Origin of the sequence: Synechococcus sp. OH30, assembly GCF_047462175.1 — a bacterium.
GTDB lineage: Bacteria > Cyanobacteriota > Cyanobacteriia > Thermostichales > Thermostichaceae > Thermostichus.
In genome coordinates this window covers 1-16,296 of sequence record NZ_JANSIP010000007.1, presented here as the reverse complement: position 1 = coordinate 16,296, position 16,296 = coordinate 1, and the positions used below count along the sequence as shown (strand labels likewise).

Below are 16,296 nucleotides of genomic sequence, written 5' to 3'. Positions count from 1 at the left end.
AGCCATTGCCGGTTTTTCTTAAACTCTTGCCGTCCTGGCCTCAAAATGCGGCCTCGACGGACCTACTTGACAACCTCACGAGTTCAGGCTTCTTGGGGCTAGGGTTGATCCCTAGCCTTTCCTGCAAGGGGATAGAGGGGCACGACTTGGCCGCCAGGAGCTAGTGGCTACGGCTAGCCCTTAGCAAGGTGGAGCTGTGGGGTGGTTTAGCGGTGTCTGTCGAACCAGCGCATCAGCATCGCCGCCAGGCGTTCAGGGTTGTGGCGCACCAAGCCAGTCTCGGGATCTTCCTGCATGACGTTAGCCAAGACGGCCCGACAACCCAGGTAGGCCAGCTTATCCGGATCCAAGACCACAAACTCGGAACCGTTGCGGCGGTAATGTTCTAGGGCGCGGGGGGAAGGGGGATCCCGTTGCACCAGGACAGCATCGAACAGGCGCACGCCCGCCACCCGATCCAAAGCCATGACGTGATCCCCAACGGTGTAGCCGTCGGTTTCTCCCGGCTCCGTCATGATGTTGCACACGTAGATGTGGGGTGCCATGTTCTTGGCCAAGGCTTCCACAATTTCCGGGATCAAAAGGTTGGGGATGATGCTGGTGTAGAGGCTGCCCGGCCCCAGCACCACAAACTCTGCCGCTTCAATGGCCTCGATAGCCTCAGGCAAGGCGGGAGGGTTGGGCGGGTCGCAGCCAATGCGACAGATGCGCCCCCTGGCTTTGGCAATGTTGGACTCGCCCACCACGCGACGGCCATCGCTTAGCTCCGCCCAGAGGGTGACGTCCGCCAGGGTAGCCGGCAGTACTCGTCCCTGAATGGCCAAGACCTGCGAGGTGGCGGTGATGGCCCGGATGAGGTCGCCGCCGGTCACGGCGGTGAGGGCGGTGATGAACAGGTTGCCAAAGCTGTGCCCGGTCAGCCCTTCCCCGGCTTGGAAGCGGTATTGAAACAGCTCCGTGAGCAACTTTTCTTCGTTGGCCAAAGCCGTGAGGCAGTTGCGGATGTCACCAGGGGGCAACACGCCGATCTCCCGCCGCAAGCGCCCTGAAGAACCGCCGTCGTCGGCCACAGTAACAATGGCGGTGATGTTGGAGCTGTAGCGCTTCAACCCTCGCAGCAGGTTAGAAAGGCCGGTGCCGCCCCCCAGCACCACAATGCGAGGGCCACGGCTCAGACGCCGCCGCAAGAGGAGCTTATCCACCAGCGCCTCGTCTCCTTCTGGGATCAGCACATCTTCAATGGAGCGCATGGCGCTGCGGAAGCCCAGCACCACCATTGCCAAACCAATCCCAGTTACCAAGGGGCCACTGACCTTGTTCGGGATCCAGGTGGTGATTAAGCGCAGGGTAAGGTCAATTAGCCGCTTCAGGCGAAAGATGGGGGTCAATTCTGTCCAGATGGCAATGCCCAGCAGCATCAGCAGCACGCCCCCCATCGCCAGGCTAAGCCAGCGTTTGACGGCTAGGCCGGGGAAGAGCCATTTCCAGGCACTTCGCCACCCGGCAGTCTTGCGGCGGCGAGGCCCCCGAACGAGGGACTTGTTGTGGGGCTCAGGTTTGCTCATGGGAGGGGACAGGAACGCCGGCCAAAGGCATCCTAACCTTTGGTTGCCCATTGCCGAGGTCAGCCGGCGGTGCTCCAAAGCAGGCTTCCAGCTCCCGCTGCGACTCCAACAAATGGCAGTGCTCTACCTGGAGGTTGAGCTCGGGCAGGCCAGAGCCGTTGGCAGGGAGGGTCCAGGGCTGCAAATCCTGGGCCAAGCGTTCCACCAAAGCCACGGAGCGGTGTTGCCCGCCGGTACAGCCAATGGCTACGGTTAGGTGGGGCCGCCGTTCTGCTCGATAGTGGGGCCACCAGGCCCGCAGCAGGGAAAGGATCTGCTGGTAGGTGGACTGGGTCAGGGGGTCAGCAAAGAGAAACTCCTGCAACGCGGGATCCTGGCCGGTTAGGTGGCGCAGATGGGGTTGAAAGAAGGGGTTGGGCAGAAAGCGCACGTCAAACACCAGGTTGACATCGGGAGGAACGCCGTACTTGAAGCCAAAGCTAACCAGCCGCAAGTTAAGAGGTTGGGGGATCCCCTGCACCAAGGCTTGCAATTGCTGCCGCAGTTGCTGGCTATTGAGCTCCGAGGTATCCAGCAGGTGGGTGCAGTGCTGCCGGATCGGTGCTAGTTCGCGTATTTCTTGCTCGATGGCCGCCAGCAGGCCGCCGCCGGTATGGTGGGGGTGGGGGCGGCGCTGGGCGCTGAGGCGACTGAGCAAGACGAGGGGCCGGGCTTCGAGGAACAGGAAAGGGATCCCTTGGGCTTGCATCCAGGCGGCCAACTCGCAGAGCTGCTCCCGATACTCTTGGGCGTGGAGATTCAAACTGATGGCCAAAGCGGCGTGGTGGGGCCGCATGGCCTCAACCAAGGGGATCACCTGACTGGGCGGGATCCCTTCCAGGCCGGTGTAGCCCAGCTGCTCCAATTGCTGAATGGCCAAAGTTTTCCCTGCTCCGGTTAGGCCGGCAAGTACCAGAACGGGTGTGATCGCGGGGGTTGGTTTTGTTTGACTGTCCATGGAGCCTATTCTAGGGCGAGGGGGAACCCACGGAAGGGGTTACCTCCAGTCCACGGGGGAATCTCCCTAGCGAAGAAAGGTTAGGGCCTGGCCTCGCACCGAGGGATCCACCTGGCCGTTTTGAAAGACAATCTGTCCGCCCACAATGGTTAGTAAGGGCCAGCCCACCAATTCCCACCCCTCAAAGGGGCTCCAGCCGCATTTGGTTAGCAGCTCTTCCCGTCGTACCGGCTTGGGCGTGCGGCGATCCACCAGCACCAGGTCAGCATCGTAGCCCACCTGCAGCCGCCCTTTGTTGGGGATCCCATAGAGGCGGGCTGGCGCCTCACACATCCACTGCACCACCTGGCGCAGGCTACAGCGGCCCTGCTGCGCGGCAGTCAGCATCAGCGGCAGGGCTGTCTCCACCCCGGGCATACCAGAAGGGGAGTGGGGGTAGGGCTGGGCCTTTTCTTGCAAGGTATGAGGGGCGTGGTCGGTGGCGATGCAATCGAGGATGCCCTCCTGCAGCCCCTGCCAGAGCTGGGCTAGGTTAGCCGCATCCCGCAGCGGCGGGTTCATCTGGACCAGGGAGCCCAGGCGGGCGTAATCAGCAGTGCTAAGCAGCAGGTGCTGAGGCGTTACCTCGGCGCTAACCCAAACTGGCTTGTGCTGGCGCAGCAGCTCCACTTCCAGGCCCGTGGAAAGGTGCAAGATATGCAGGCGATGGCGGTAGCGAGTGGCCAAGTCTAAAGCTCGGCGCGAGGCAATCAGGGCTGCTTCTTCATCCTGAATTAGGGAGTGAACCGCCACATCTGTACGTCCAGCAAAGAGAGCTCGGCGGGCCTGAATGCGAGCGTGATCTTCAGCGTGGACAGCAATGACAAAATTGGGATCTGTCTCGGCAAAGATCCGCTCCAGCACCAGCGGGTCGTCCACTAGCAAGGGGCCATGTTGGGATCCCATGAAGATCTTGATGCCACAGGCTCCTTGCACCCGTTGCAGCTCTTTTAGGTTATCGGCAGTGGCTCCAATGAAAAAGCCGTAGTTGACTACGCACTTGCTGGCGGCCCGCGCCAATTTGTCCTCTAGTGCTCTCTGGTCAATTGTTGGTGGATCTGTATTGGGCATCTCCAAAAAGCTGGTTACCCCGCCGCGGGCGCAGGCCCAGGATCCGGTCTGGAGGTCTTCTTTGTGCTCGCGGCCTGGCTCGCGAAAGTGAACTTGGGGATCGATGACTCCCGGCATCAGGGTATGGCCTTCAGCATCGATGACCCTAGCCACCCCCTCCAGCGGGAGATACTGGCCAATCTGGGCAATCCGGCCGTCCCGCACCAGCACATCTCCCACCCAGGGATCCCCTTCCGGCACTACCAGCTCTGCATTGCGGATCAGCAGGTCGCTCGGCAAAAGCTTGCCCCCTTAAACTTCCATCCTTCTAACCTACCACCAACTCCAGGGGAGTAGCTTGACAAACAATTGCCGCAGGCCTTGACAGTCGTTCCTTAAGCTGGAGGGCTGCTCGGTTTCCCTTGGCTCTAGCGTAGGGTAGGTTGGGGGTTAAGATGGGTAGAGCCAGTGGGGTGTTGGACCTGGGGCTGTAGCTCAGCCTGGATAGAGCAAGCGCCTCCTAAGCGCTAGGTCGGCGGTTCAAATCCGCCCAGTCCCGTTACCGTTACCCCTAGCAGTGCTGTAGGGGTGCTGCTTTGGGCAAGTCCCCGGCTAGCTGCTGGAAAGGGCTTGGCGAGCTAACTGTTTGAGGAAAGCCAGAGGATGGCCGTTCTGGAGCTGCTGCCTCAGCTGCTCTTGCAGGAGCTCCTCCTGCCAAGGCTCCCCCGACTGCAGCCACTCCAGGTAGCTGAGCCCCGCCACCCGCGTCAGATAGGCGCCGCTGGCTGCCTGCAGAGGGATCCCCATGAGCATCCAGGGGCTAGCTTTGAGGGCGGAGCCAAGGGCGTGGGTAGCTAGCTCCAGTCCCCCGAGTTGCACAATCATTTGGGCCAAGCGGTGGGCAATGGCCTGAGCCTGCTGCAGGGTAATGCGGCGATCGAAAAGCTGGTGCAGCTCTCCAATCATGCGCGCCTGGATGGCCACTCCCGCCAGGACATCCAAAGCGGGGAGGGGAGTCACGGCTAGAGCCGCAGCCGTTGCCCATTGCATCCGCTCCACAATCTGGCGGCCCCGTTGGCAGCGCTCTTCCCGCAGGGCCTGCTGGACGGCTTCGCTGAGGGTTCGGGTTTGCAGGAGGGCGTTGGCTAGGCGCAGATGGGATCCCTTTTGCTGCAGTAGGCGGGCCATCTGCTGGGTGAGGGCGGCAAGATCAGGGGGCTGCGGCTCCCAAGTTTCCTGCCGAGACCCGTCTGGGAAGCAGTAGCGGACTTTCAAGGGCTCGGGGTCAGCAGCAATGGCCACCACCTGCTCCGGAGGAAGGACGCCGGCCGTGCGGCGGCGTAGGTGGGCCAGGATGGTCTCCACATCCTCCGGCGGCATTTGATCGGTTTTGTTGAGGGCCAAGATAGTGGCTTTCCCCAAGCGGGCCAACTCCAGTAGCTCCATGTATTCCGAAGCCAGCAGATCCCCCGCCACCACCACAATCAATAGATCTGCTTTCTGGGCCAGGGCGCGGGCATCGGCTTCGCCGGCACCGCCAATGGTCAATAGCCCAGGGGTATCGGTGAGGTAAATGGAGCCGCTCCAGCCCTCCAGCTGATAGGTGTAAATGGATCCCTGCTGGGTAGTGCCCAGCGTGGGGGCGGTTTCCCCCACAGGCCGCCCTAGCAGAGCGTTGATGAGAGAGGTTTTGCCAGCAGAAGCAGTGCCGAACACCACTAGGTGCAATGCTTCCTCAGCCAGCCGCTGATCAATCTCCTGTCTCTTGGCCTGCAGGGCACGGCGGCTGATGTCGTTTTGCAGCTTCTGGATGAGGCGATCGACATCCTGGAGATCTGCCTGGACCTGATCCCGCGTCAACTTAACCCGCCGCGGCTTGGCCCCTGGCGTGGGCTCCTTTTGGCCTTGGCCAGCCTGCTGCCACCAGTGGCGCACCGCCAGCCCCGCTGCCACTGTTCCTCCTAGGAGGCCAGCCACGGTCAGGTCGGCCAGCAGCCTCGAATAGGAGGCGATAAAGCTGTGGAGGCCGCCAACCCACTGCAGGTACTGGCTCAAGGCTACCAGGCCCAGCCCTGTCAACAACCACAGCCAAGTGGAGCGCGACAACACCATGCCAACCCACAGCTTGCCCAAAGGCCCAACCCGGAACGGCTCCTGAAGCAATCGCGGATTTAAAAGGGCTGAACCCTCTCCGCTGGTAACCCTGGCGCAGGCGGGAGCCGCAGCCGCTTCTCTAGCATAGGCTTACTGTAGCTGAGCATACAATTTTTTCGGGTAAGCCGGTGCGGAGACGGCTGAGTCTAGCCCCAGCTAGGGAATAAACCAGAAAGGCAAGCGCCAAGGAGCGCCCGTGGCCCCGGGATCCCTGCCAAAGATCCCAAGATCGCTGGTGGCTCCAGCGGCGCTGGCAAAAACTTGCTCCCGCGGTAGTCCAATAGCTCTACCAGCAAGAGGTAGCCCACCCCTAGGGCAATAGCCAGAACTCCCGTAATCATAGCTACCCATTTGGAACGTTCCACGCCAGGCCTCCCAACGTTGCTGGAGCTGATCTTAAGCCTGCCTGAAGCCCTGTTGCGGTGGGATAGCTGTGGCCGGAGCAGCAGGCCGCTTGGGTATTCTGGGTGAGGTTGTGGGAGGAAGAGAGATGAAGGAGACCCCTTCTTGGCGGCGGCAACTGCGGCGTTGGCTGCCGTGGGCTGTCCTGCTGCTGATCCTGGTGGCAATTGGCTACTGGGTGGGCCCCCGACCCCGGCCTTACCCTCAAGAGCCAGAGCTGCCCACCCTGGCCCCTCTGCCGCAGCACCCTCGCATCCGGGTGGCGTTTAACCAAAGCCGCGAGAGCACCTATCGCGATCCCTATCGCCAGATCTACCGCTACGGCTACAACCTGGAGGAGTTGATTATCTCCCAGATTCGCTCTGCTCGGCAGTCGGTGGATGTGGCGGTGCAAGAGTTGAACCTGCCTCTAGTTGCCCAGGCCCTGGCAGAGCGGCGTCAGGCGGGGATCCCAGTGCGGGTGATTACCGAAAACACCTACGTGCGGGCCTGGCACCGGCTTACCCCTGCTGAGGTGCAGGCGCTGGACGAGCGCAGTCGCCAAAAGTTCGAAGAGTACCGCCACCTGGTGGATGTGAATCGGGATGGGCGATTTTCCCCGGAGGAGATTGCCAGCCGGGATGTGTACGCCTTGCTGGATAGAGGCCAGGTACCGTGGCTAGACGACACCGCCGACGGCTCCAAGGGCAGCGGCCTGATGCACCACAAGTTTGTGATTATCGACGGGCAACGGGTGCTGACCGGATCAGCCAATTTCACCCTCTCCGATATTCACGGGGATTTCGCTGCTCCTGGCAGCGTGGGCAACGCCAACCACCTCCTGCTGCTCGATAGCCCCGAGCTGGCCCGTCTCTACACCGAGGAATTCAACCTCATGTGGGGAGATGGGCCGGGAGGGTTGCCCGACAGCCGCTTTGGCGTGCGCAAGCACAAGCGCCCCCTGGAGACGGTGTTCATTGGCGATGCCGTGGTGGGGGTGCATTTTTCCCCTGCCAGCCGCTCTCTGCCCTACGAGGCTACTTCCAACGGCATTATCGCAGCCACCCTGGCCCAAGCACAAAAGCAAGTGGATCTGGCCCTGTTTGTCTTTACGGACTCAGGGATCGCCAACCAGCTCAGGCAACTGCGCCAGGAGCGCAACGTGGAGATTCGCGGCGTGTTTGATCCCGGCTTTGCCTTTCGCGACTACAGCCGCACTCTGGAGATGTGGGGGCTGCTGCTCCCGGACGAAAACTGCCGGGTGGATGCGGCCCGGCTGCCCTGGACAGTGCCCGCCTCCTCTGTGGGCGTGCCCAACCTCGCCCCGGGAGACAAGCTGCACCACAAGTTCGCCATCGTTGACCCCGGCACCCCTCAGGCTACGGTAATCACTGGCTCCCACAACTGGTCGCTCTCGGCCAACCACCTCAACGACGAAAACCTTTTAATCATTCGCAATAGCCAGGTGGCAAATCACTTTGTGCGCGAGTTCGAACGGCTCCTTGCCAATGCCCACTTTGGCCCCAGCCGCCGCCTGCAGCAGGAGGTAGAGGAAGCAGCTCGCCGCTGCCCCAATCCTCTGGCGGTTGCCCTTGCTTCCTCCCCCTCGGAGTCGGAGCTCCTGGAAGGGGAGGTTATTGCCGTTCCCAAGGGGAGGTCTTCCCCTTCGCCAGCTGCTTTGCCACCAGCCGCTGCCCCCGGCTCCTCCCTTGTTAACTTAAACACGGCCACGGCAGCTGAGCTGGAGCAGCTGCCTGGCGTGGGCCCAGACCTGGCGCAACGGATTATCGAGGCTCGCCCCTTCTCTTCCTTGGAGGATCTGCAGCGGGTTAAGGGCATTGGTCCAGCCAAGGTCGAGCAACTGAGGGGTCGAGTAACTTGGTAGGGAGAAGTCAGAGCGCCGCCTATGGCCCAGTGGTCTCTCCATCCCTGCTCCCAGTCCAGCGCCAGGGTTGTCCTCATCCCCACTGCCTTTGGCCCGGATACCCAAGCCCCATTGGCCATCCTCAACGCCGGCGCAGAACTGTGTGCTTTTGAGCCGCGGCTGGGGATCGATGTGGATCAACTGGCAGTGGCGCAGTTGCCGGGGCTAGTGGATGAGCCACCCTATGGCATGTGTGAGGCGGCAGTGACCCAGGCCTGGCGGCGGCACCAATGGCCGGTTTTGTTGCCTTCGGTCTTGGCAGCCACTTGGGGAGCTATTCGTGCCCTTTGGAAGCACTACTTGGCCCTCAGTGTGGTGCATTGCAGTGCTCATGCCAACCTAATGCCTCCCCTGGAGATGACTCAGCCAGATCAAGATGGGAGCTACAGCAACGGTGCCTGGGTGGAGCTGCTCTACCAACACAGGCTGCCCGTAGTGCACGTGGGGCTGCGCAGCGGCAGTGGCCGCGCCTACGCTTGGCTAAAAGACCACCACAGCCCCATTTTCTGGGCCCAGGAGGCCTGGGAGCCGCAGCAGGTGGTGAAGGCTGTGCCGGAGCAGCCGGTGTTTTTGGTGGTGGACTGTAGCGTGCTGGATCCCTCGCTGGCGCCGGCAGTGCACCACCCGGAGCCGGGGGGGCTGAGCTGGTTTCAGCTGTTACAAACTTGCGAGGCCATCTTTGCTGCTCGCCCTGTAGTCGGTCTTTCCTTGGGAGGGGTGGTGGTGGGATCGGCAACGCGACCAACTGCCCGCGTTGCAGCTCGTCTTCTCAATTGGCTGCTGGCCTGTTACGCTCTCTACTCCCTGAAGCTGGCCCCCAGCTTTGAACGGCTGGAAACGTAGATTGCAAAGCTTTTGAGCCCAGCTTCCCCTCGCTGCCTTGCGGTTTCCTCTCCCCCTACACCGCAGGGGGTACGGCTCTTCAAGAGGCCGATACGGCAGCAGGCTCTGCCTCTGGGTTTGCCGGAAGCGGGAAACTGGGCAGGAACGAGGCCCGCGTCAGGGGTTGGTCAAGAATCAGTCCTTCTCCCCCCAGCACTTCGAGGGCATGTCCCTCCACTGAGATCCAGACCCGCGCTTCAGGGTTTTGGCTAGTAACCGTGTAGAGGACCTGGGCAACCCGGCTCATCATGGCTGTGGATCCCCCCCCTTGCGTAAATTCGGAGGAGAAATTAAGAAAAATATCGTTGCCTTCCACCCGTACGTCGAGCACCCGTGTCTGGGGGGGAATAGCGGTGGTGAGGCGGGGATCCTTGGGTCCAGCAATCAACTCCTCCAGAATGCTGCGAATGGCCTCCTGGGCATCAAAGGCACGAACGGAGCGCTTCCGCTGCACGTAGTAGATAGAGTTGTCAGCCGTGGTCAGCCAATACAAGGAAAAGGTTTGCCGCGGCCCCAGGCTGTACCACCAGGCTCCTCCCATGACCCCCAGTCCCACCAAAAAGCCAAGCACCCCCACCTGCAGGGCCCGGCCACGCCGTCGGGGGGAATGTTCCTCCCCCACCCTAGGGAAGCTGAGTTGGGTAGGACGCCCTTCGTAGTGGCTCATTGCTGTCAATCCCCCTGTTTTCCCTAGCTCTAGGGTAGCGAAGAAAAGCCCCCTCTGCCGGCAGACAGGCCCAGCCCTAGCCTTTTTGGATCCCCGAAGAAAGCTCTTGGCAAAGCGAGCCAGCCTGGCTAGACCTGGGCAAGGATCCCTGCTAGCGCAGGGAGACCTGCTGGGCTCTTGTCAGCGCCTCCAAATTCTCAACCCGCGCAAACCCAATGACCTGCATCTGGTCAGCGGCTATCTCCAGTTTCAGTACCCGCACCAGGATCCCCAGCTTTTCCAGCTCTTGTAGGTCAAACACCTCGTTGAGCCCTCCCAAGAACGCCTGGGTGATCTCGTCGGGAACCCGCACCGAGCCGATGGTAAACTCCGGCTCCTGAAGCCGCAACCTGCGCCCACCCTCCACCTGGATCCCGGCGTTGAACACCACCTCGACTGCCTGCTTGCTGTCCCCCTCTTTCTCCACCAAGAGGGCGGCAAGTTGGATGCGATCGGGCTCCAAAAGCTTGGCGCGCGGCTGGCGCAGTTCAAAATAGCGGGGTGCGTTCCTGCGCCCACCCAAGGGCAGATCTGCCTGGATGTCCTGAAACTGCCTCAGCACCTCTGGTGAGTTGAGGGCAGCATTGAGATCCTCTTCCCGCACCACCACCTGAAACGCTGCCTGCAGAGGCTGTCTCAGCCGCAAGGGATCCCCCCAAAAAAAAGCAGGGTCGATGGCTATTGGGTCGGTTTCCAGCTCGAAACGCTCTACGCGGGGAAAAGGTGCCCGATACAGTCCCTGCCCGGCCACCAGCAGCCGCTCCACCTGGCCATTGAGCAGGCGGTAGTTGGGCTGGCTCTGGATGCGCACCTCCAAAACCTCTGCGCTGTCAAGCTGAGCCAGGAGAATTTGGCGCGCCGCCTGCTCTGCCCAATAGCCTGCCCCCCCTCCCACACTGGCCAGCAACGCCACCAGGCCTGCCAGGAGCTCCATACTTGCCGCCACGACCTGCCCCCTTGCCTAGCAAGGGGATCCCTTTGAGGTTACTCCTCTCTTCTGTGGGGGCTGGCTTCAATGGGTCGATTGCCAAGAAAGGTCTTGGCAACCTTCAGGCCCCCTGCCATCACCGGGCGGTTAAGGGTAGGGTCATGGACAAATTTAACGCCGGAGGCAACTATTGGACGCCCTTCGGCCCACGTATCCACCACCTTTAGCGTGGCAGCTGCAATTGGGCGTCCGTCAGCAAAGTAATCCACCACCTTGAGGGTGGAGGCCCCCACTGGTCGCTGGTCAACCTCGGCCTCGCTGAACTTCACAGGGCTAGGAAACACGGGCGGGCCCCCCTCTGGAGCAGCCGCTAGGTCAGCACTGGCAGGCCGAGGAGCCAAATTGAGACCGTTGCCTTGCCCCGGAGAAGTTTCTTGCTGCGGCAGCGGGCTGGGAAGACCACTGGGAATGGCCATAGGAATCTCCTCCGTTACCGATATCAACTTTGGAACAGGCTCTTGCCATCCTCAGCCCGGATTACGAAAGCTGGGATCGGCGTCTCCGGATAAGGACATTCTAAGTTAAGTCTAGCCTGGGACCTGCTCATCCAACCCTGCCTTCTCTGGAGGCAGCGGCAGCTGGGGCCAAGCCTTGCCCCTCTCTGCAATCTCCAGCTACAAGACAAGAGGGAGGGGGGGAGACTTGGCCTGCTGGGGGGCTAGTACAAGGTGTACTGCAATACATAGGCCCCCTCTTGGCCTGGCTTGTAGGTGTTAACCCGGAGGGTATAGGTGCCACTGCGGGGCAAAAAGGCAATCAACAGGGCGTCCGTGCCGCCGCCTTGGTCGTCATTCCAAGCCCTCACCTCTCCATCCGGAGCCAACAATTGCAAGAAGGCATCGAAATCGGAGCTACTTAGGAAGGCGAGCAAAATTTGGCCAGGGCGGGCGGTAAGGGAGTATTCCGCCATCCAACTGCCGTCTTCCGGGTGCTGGGGGGATCCCTTCTCAAGACGGCCCGACAGGGTTTGCTGCCAATTGCCCTGGGTGAGGACATAGGTCAGCCGGTAGGGGCCAGTGGACTGGGGCTCAAAGCTGGTGACTCGTAGGGTATAGGTGCCCCCCTGCAGCAGCCGCACTGCCAAGAGGGCGTTGACATCCAGGCCCGAGTCATCGTCAAAGCCAATCACCCGCCCCTGCTTGTCCACGAGCTCCAAGTAAGGGTCAAACTCCTCACTCTCCAGGGCGGCAATCAGGATTTGCCCAGCCTTGGCCACCACAGGGATCCCATCCCAGTAGCTGCCGTAGCCGGGACTAACCTTATCTTCCGCTCCCAGGACTCCCGTTAGGGTCTGGCTGCCTCTCCCTAGGGCAGATCCCAGAGGGGCTCTCCCCGGGCCCAGTAACCGACAGCCGGCTGCCAAGGCAACCCAACCAAGGGCCAGCCACAGGACCCAAGGGCGGAAAAGTTGAGCAGCAAAAGGCAACTTCCCCATCTAAGGCTCGAGAGCTCAATGGTCAAGGGTGGCTGGGGGCGGCCATTACAGCTCCTCCCAAGTTTGCAAGACAGCCTCTAGGGCCAGCCGCCCGTGGCTGAGATGGGTTCCCCCTTGTAAATAGACAATGTAGGGCTCCCGCAGCGGTCCATCAGCGGAGAGCTCGGCGCTGCTGCCGGCAACAAACGTGCCTGCTGCCATGACCACTGGATCAGCGTAGCCGGGCATCACTTCTGGGATCGGGGTGAGGTAGGAATCCACGGGAGAGCAGCTTTGGATGGCTCGGCAAAAAGCCTGCAACTTCTGCGGGGATCCCAGTTGAATGGCCTGGATGATGTCAGTGCGAGGTGCTTGGGGCAGCGGAGAGACGGGATAGCCCAAATCATAGAACACCTGGGCGGCCAGGTGGGCAATCTTGACGGCCTCGGCCACCATCTGCGGAGCCAAGAACAGCCCCTGGAACAGTAGGCGGTTGAGATCAAAAGTTGCCCCTCCTTCCGAGCCGATTCCTGGCGCTGTTAGCCGGCAGGCAGCTTGCTCCACCAGCTCGGCCCGACCTGCCACATAGCCTCCTGCCGGGGCCAGGGTGCCACCTGGATTTTTAATTAGAGATCCCGCAATCAAATCGGCGCCTACATGGGTGGGCTCTTGGGTTTCCACAAACTCGCCGTAGCAATTGTCCACCAAGACCACCACCTCAGGGTTTTGCGCCTTGACGATCTGGATCATCTCGGCAATTTGGGCAATGGAGAAGCTAGGGCGCCAGGCATAGCCACAGGAGCGCTGGATGTGGACCAGGCGAGTCTGCGGCCTGAGGGCGGTCTTCAAGGCCTGCCAATCGACATCTCCTTCCCGCAAATCCAATTGACGATAGGTAACACCGAACTCCCGCAGGGAGCCTCGGCCAGATCCCCTTAGGCCAATGACTTCCTCCAGCGTGTCATAGGGGGGGCCGGTGATGGCCAACAGCTCATCCCCTGGGCGCAGCACCCCAAACAAGGCACAGGCAATGGCATGGGTGCCAGAGACCATCTGCAGCCGCACCAGCGCCGCCTCACAGCCCATAACTTGGGCAAACACCCGATCCAAAACCTCTCGCCCTTGGTCGTCGTGGCCGTAGCCCGATACGCCAGCAAAGTGATGGGAGCCCACCTGCTGGTCGCGGAAGGCCTGCAACACCCGTGCCAAGTTCTGCCTGAGAACTTGGTCTATTGTCTGGAAGCGCTCCTGCAGAGCTGCTTCTGCTCTGTCCAACAGCTCAGCTACCTTCAACGGGATCCCTGCCACCTCGCTTTGAGGGCAATCTCTAGGAACCTGCTAGCGCCAGGGTTAGTGTGGAATCTTAATCTTGATAGAAAGCTTAACTTCAGTCAACATCTCTTCACTTCCTTTGACTGCTGCTAGCTGGCCTAGGCCAGGTACCCAACACAACTTTTTTGTACAATTATACAAGCAAGAGAGCTGCTCGGCAGGACGGAAGGGCCAGCAGTTGCAGTTTGCAACTGGCCGGGAGATGGGAAGTCTTGTCAAATAGTCCAGAGGACTTTTGCTCACTACGGGCATCTAAAATTAAGGCAGTCTAAATTTATTCTTAATCCCTAGTTCAAGGCCAAGGGCAAGATGTTAACTTAGACTTAACCCCAAAGGTTAGCGCCCCTGCCAAAGCTGCTCTTTAGTCGACTTTGATTGCACCTCTTTGCTAGTTGGCTGGCTGAGACGCTTCTGGAGGTAAGGGCTGCTTTCCTGCAAAGGTGAGGCGCTAACTTGAGGCGTCGACTGACACACTCGGGAGAGTTTCCATGGCGAAGCTTGTAATCCAAGGGAAAAACATCGAAATTACCGATGCCATCCGCAGCTACGTCCAGGAAAAAATTGAGCGGGCTATCAGCCATTTTGCCCAGATCACTACTGAAGTAGATGTCAACCTGTCAGTAGCCCGCAACCCCCGCATCAGTGCCAACCAAGCTGCCGAAGTTACCGTTTATGCCAATGGCACGGTGATCCGAGCAGAAGAAAGTAGCGAAAACCTTTATGCCAGTATTGACCGAGTGGCCGACAAAATAGCCCGCAAGCTGCGCAAGTACAAAGAGCGCAATGGGGTTCACCGCATCCGCCATTCTCCCAAAACTTCAGTGGCGGTGGCCCAGCAGCCGCCTACGAATCCCGTGAACATGAACCGGCAGGCGGAGCTCCCCCCTGAGGTAGTGCGCACCAAGTATTTCGCCATGCCTCCTATGACGGTTGAGGAGGCGATGCAGCAATTAGAGCTGGTAGATCATGACTTCTACGTGTTCCGCAACAGCGAAAACGGCGAGATCAACGTCCTTTATGTGCGCAAGCACGGTGGCTATGGCTTGATCCGCCCCCATCCCTAGAGGTTGGCGGCAAGAGGCTTGGCAGGCCTGCTGCTGGGTCTAGGCGGGTGGGGCCTAATGCTGCAACTTCCTCCTTCTGGATGGCGTCCCTCCCCACTTTTGGGGCTTAGAGGTGCCTGAGTCAGGAGGGCAGAAGCTCTGCTAGCAATAGCGGGATCCTCAGCGGCTAAGAGACTTCCCAACGGCCAACACCTGCTGCAGAAACTGATCCTGGTGTTGGCGCAAGCTAGCCAGGTCAGGCCCGTGGTTGAGCAGGACAAAGGAGGTGCCATCCGGCAACTGCCCCAGCAGCATCAGCCGACTGGGGGCAGATCCTACCTGGGCGACGGTGCCGGGGGGCAGGGTGCGCAGCTGCAGAGCGCTGGGGCCAATGCCAGCTACGGGCAGGATCCGCGTTGGATTTCCCTCCGTGGCCGCCACCAGATGCTGCCACAGATGGGCCAGCGCGCGGGGGGAGAGATACAGCTCCTGCCCCTCCAGGCGAATCTCTGCTGCAGCAGGGAGGAGACTGGCATCCAAGTGGGCGGCCGGCTCAGCCACCAAGCGCTGCCGCAGGTACTCTACCAGGGCTCTCGGGCCTCCCAGTTCCGCCAGCAGGGCTCCCGCCATAGCCCGATCGAGGCTGCTGTTGAGAATGTGCAGAAGGGATCCCAGGGGCAGCGAGGTATAGCCAGCCAGGCAATGGAGCTCAGCAGGCAGCTCCTCCAGCGTTGACCCAGAACCGCCGATGGCTACAGGGTAGGGCTGTTGCGGATCCCGAAGGAGTTGGGCAAGCCGGCGGGCACTTGCTAGAGCATCGGCCTGACCCAGCAAGCGGAAGGGGGGCACCACCTTCACCTCGCCGTCGATCTGGCGAATGCCAAGGCTGTGCAGATGGCGGGCCAGCTCAGCTACATTGGCCTCCCGGAAATAGGGATCCCCGCCGCCCACTACCACCAAGTCCCCGATCAGGCGCTGGCCAAGGCGATAGCCGGTGGTGAAGAAGTGAGTCTGGAAGCGATGCTCATAGCCCCAGGTCTCCAGCGCCATCAGACTAAGGGCCAATTGATCTAAAGGCCCTACCGGCAAAGGTTGATCCAGCTGGTGCTCTGCCAGCAGCTTGCCTTCGGTTGTCCAGAGCAGGATCCCTTGCTGCGAGAGAGCCCCTCCTTCGGCAGCCAACCCCTGCAAAAAACCGGACAAAACCGCAGCGTAGGGAGAACCTTGCTCACGGGGCCACCAGGGCGGAAGGCCAGGCGTGCCGCTAGGAGAGGGCAGGGGTGGGGGCGGGGTAGGGATAGGGAGGAAAGAATCCGGGGTGGAAGAGAGGGCTGCGGTCCTCCAGCAGGCCCCCAAGGTTAAAGAGCAGGCCAAAGGGAGGCCCGCCCAGAGGCAACGGCCATGAAAGCGCAACCCTGTTGGAATGGACACCATGCTAACCTCCCAGGGGACAGGCAAGGGCCAGCAAGACCTGAGGCTACTCTACTGCCCTCTGAGGGGCTCTAGCAAGTTTTGTTTAAGGCTCCGCCCTACCGCTACCCAGTTTGCCTTAGAGCCAGAAGAGGGGCGGTAGACTCAAGCTCATGGGAGAGGCCAAGATCTAAGGGCGTACCAGCGCTGCTCACAGCCAGACTGCCCCTTAGGAGCCGGTTAACCCTTAGCCTCTGCAAGTACTCCCTCCATGCCTAGAGATCTGCGCCGTTTCATTGCCCTGCTGGAGTCCCGTGGCCAGCTTCGCCGTGTCGCTGCGGAGGTGGATCCTGAGTTGGAAATTGCCGAGATTGCCGATCGCCTTTTGGCGTGCGGGGGGCCGGCGCTGCT

The 16,296-nt window shown here is 60.9% G+C and carries 15 protein-coding genes and 1 tRNA gene; 5 read left to right on the top strand and 11 right to left on the bottom strand.

Features of this window, described 5'->3' with window-relative positions:
• Positions 1 to 206 precede the first annotated feature (206 nt).
• The 3 genes from NW830_RS08820 to NW830_RS08810 form a co-directional block, all read right to left on the bottom strand.
• Positions 207 to 1,565, bottom strand: a complete 1,359-nt coding sequence (locus NW830_RS08820; RefSeq protein ID WP_414362038.1) for a gluconeogenesis factor YvcK family protein — start codon at positions 1,563 to 1,565, stop codon at positions 207 to 209.
• Positions 1,552 to 2,562 carry an RNase adapter RapZ gene (gene rapZ, locus NW830_RS08815; RefSeq protein ID WP_414362040.1) on the bottom strand — a complete coding sequence of 337 codons (1,011 nt, stop codon included), beginning with the start codon at positions 2,560 to 2,562 and terminating at the stop codon, positions 1,552 to 1,554. The genes NW830_RS08820 and rapZ overlap by 14 nt, the downstream gene beginning before the upstream one ends.
• Positions 2,563 to 2,628: 66 nt before the next feature.
• Complete coding sequence (locus NW830_RS08810; protein WP_414362041.1) at positions 2,629 to 3,951, bottom strand: dihydroorotase; 1,323 nt, start codon at positions 3,949 to 3,951, stop codon at positions 2,629 to 2,631.
• Positions 3,952 to 4,135: 184 nt separating this feature from the next.
• Here NW830_RS08810 and NW830_RS08805 point away from each other — a divergent pair.
• Positions 4,136 to 4,210, top strand: a tRNA-Arg gene (locus tag NW830_RS08805).
• Between the two features lie 53 nt (positions 4,211 to 4,263).
• On the opposite strand, the gene NW830_RS08800 is transcribed toward NW830_RS08805, so the two are convergent.
• Positions 4,264 to 5,784 carry a DUF697 domain-containing protein gene (locus NW830_RS08800; RefSeq protein WP_414362042.1) on the bottom strand — a complete coding sequence of 507 codons (1,521 nt, stop codon included), beginning with the start codon at positions 5,782 to 5,784 and terminating at the stop codon, positions 4,264 to 4,266.
• A gap of 167 nt (positions 5,785 to 5,951) precedes the next feature.
• Positions 5,952 to 6,170, bottom strand: coding sequence for a hypothetical protein (locus NW830_RS08795; protein ID WP_414362044.1), 219 nt, complete (start codon positions 6,168 to 6,170; stop codon positions 5,952 to 5,954).
• A gap of 125 nt (positions 6,171 to 6,295) precedes the next feature.
• Between NW830_RS08795 and NW830_RS08790 the strand changes: the two genes are divergently transcribed.
• Positions 6,296 to 8,071 (top strand): phospholipase D-like domain-containing protein, encoded by a 1,776-nt coding sequence (locus NW830_RS08790; protein ID WP_414362045.1) that lies wholly within the window; start codon positions 6,296 to 6,298, stop codon positions 8,069 to 8,071.
• A gap of 21 nt (positions 8,072 to 8,092) precedes the next feature.
• Complete coding sequence (locus NW830_RS08785; RefSeq protein ID WP_414362046.1) at positions 8,093 to 8,953, top strand: arginase family protein; 861 nt, start codon at positions 8,093 to 8,095, stop codon at positions 8,951 to 8,953.
• Positions 8,954 to 9,032: 79 nt separating this feature from the next.
• On the opposite strand, the gene NW830_RS08780 is transcribed toward NW830_RS08785, so the two are convergent.
• The 5 genes from NW830_RS08780 to NW830_RS08760 all read right to left on the bottom strand — a co-directional run bounded on the left by NW830_RS08780 (position 9,033) and on the right by NW830_RS08760 (position 13,393).
• Entirely contained in the window at positions 9,033 to 9,659 is a 627-nt protein-coding gene (locus tag NW830_RS08780) for a GerMN domain-containing protein (RefSeq protein WP_414362048.1), read from the bottom strand.
• A gap of 151 nt (positions 9,660 to 9,810) precedes the next feature.
• Positions 9,811 to 10,632, bottom strand: a complete 822-nt coding sequence (locus NW830_RS08775) for a DUF2993 domain-containing protein (protein ID WP_414362050.1) — start codon at positions 10,630 to 10,632, stop codon at positions 9,811 to 9,813.
• Between the two features lie 50 nt (positions 10,633 to 10,682).
• On the bottom strand, positions 10,683 to 11,102 hold the full coding sequence (locus NW830_RS08770; protein ID WP_414362051.1) for a hypothetical protein: 420 nt from the start codon (positions 11,100 to 11,102) through the stop codon (positions 10,683 to 10,685).
• 242 nt (positions 11,103 to 11,344) lie between these two features.
• Complete coding sequence (locus tag NW830_RS08765; protein WP_414362052.1) at positions 11,345 to 12,121, bottom strand: hypothetical protein; 777 nt, start codon at positions 12,119 to 12,121, stop codon at positions 11,345 to 11,347.
• Between the two features lie 45 nt (positions 12,122 to 12,166).
• A complete protein-coding gene (locus NW830_RS08760) occupies positions 12,167 to 13,393 on the bottom strand; it encodes an aminotransferase class I/II-fold pyridoxal phosphate-dependent enzyme (RefSeq protein WP_414362054.1) in 1,227 nt (408 codons plus the stop codon).
• 527 nt (positions 13,394 to 13,920) lie between these two features.
• On the opposite strand from NW830_RS08760, the gene hpf reads away from it, so the two are divergent.
• The gene (hpf, locus tag NW830_RS08755) at positions 13,921 to 14,496 is read left to right on the top strand and encodes a ribosome hibernation-promoting factor, HPF/YfiA family (RefSeq protein ID WP_414362056.1); all 576 of its coding nucleotides are present in this window, start codon (positions 13,921 to 13,923) and stop codon (positions 14,494 to 14,496) included.
• Positions 14,497 to 14,655: 159 nt separating this feature from the next.
• On the opposite strand, the gene NW830_RS08750 is transcribed toward hpf, so the two are convergent.
• Positions 14,656 to 15,678 carry a D-alanyl-D-alanine carboxypeptidase gene (locus NW830_RS08750; RefSeq protein ID WP_414362058.1) on the bottom strand — a complete coding sequence of 341 codons (1,023 nt, stop codon included), beginning with the start codon at positions 15,676 to 15,678 and terminating at the stop codon, positions 14,656 to 14,658.
• Positions 15,679 to 16,156: 478 nt separating this feature from the next.
• On the opposite strand from NW830_RS08750, the gene NW830_RS08745 reads away from it, so the two are divergent.
• Positions 16,157 to 16,296 (top strand): hypothetical protein (locus NW830_RS08745; protein ID WP_414362078.1); only part of this gene is annotated, 140 nt, incomplete at its 3' end.

Bases quoted from the DNA above. Each gene is read 5' to 3' on its own strand.
- hpf (WP_414362056.1), top strand. From the start codon at position 13,921: ATGGCGAAGCTTGTAATCCAAGGGAAAAACATCGAAATTACCGATGCC.
- NW830_RS08785 (WP_414362046.1), top strand. From the start codon at position 8,093: ATGGCCCAGTGGTCTCTCCATCCCTGCTCCCAGTCCAGCGCCAGGGTT.
- NW830_RS08775 (WP_414362050.1), bottom strand. From the start codon at position 10,632: ATGGAGCTCCTGGCAGGCCTGGTGGCGTTGCTGGCCAGTGTGGGAGGG.
- rapZ (WP_414362040.1), bottom strand. From the start codon at position 2,562: ATGGACAGTCAAACAAAACCAACCCCCGCGATCACACCCGTTCTGGTA.
- NW830_RS08790 (WP_414362045.1), top strand. From the start codon at position 6,296: ATGAAGGAGACCCCTTCTTGGCGGCGGCAACTGCGGCGTTGGCTGCCG.
- NW830_RS08780 (WP_414362048.1), bottom strand. From the start codon at position 9,659: ATGAGCCACTACGAAGGGCGTCCTACCCAACTCAGCTTCCCTAGGGTG.
- NW830_RS08765 (WP_414362052.1), bottom strand. From the start codon at position 12,121: ATGGGGAAGTTGCCTTTTGCTGCTCAACTTTTCCGCCCTTGGGTCCTG.
- NW830_RS08770 (WP_414362051.1), bottom strand. From the start codon at position 11,102: ATGGCCATTCCCAGTGGTCTTCCCAGCCCGCTGCCGCAGCAAGAAACT.
- NW830_RS08820 (WP_414362038.1), bottom strand. From the start codon at position 1,565: ATGAGCAAACCTGAGCCCCACAACAAGTCCCTCGTTCGGGGGCCTCGC.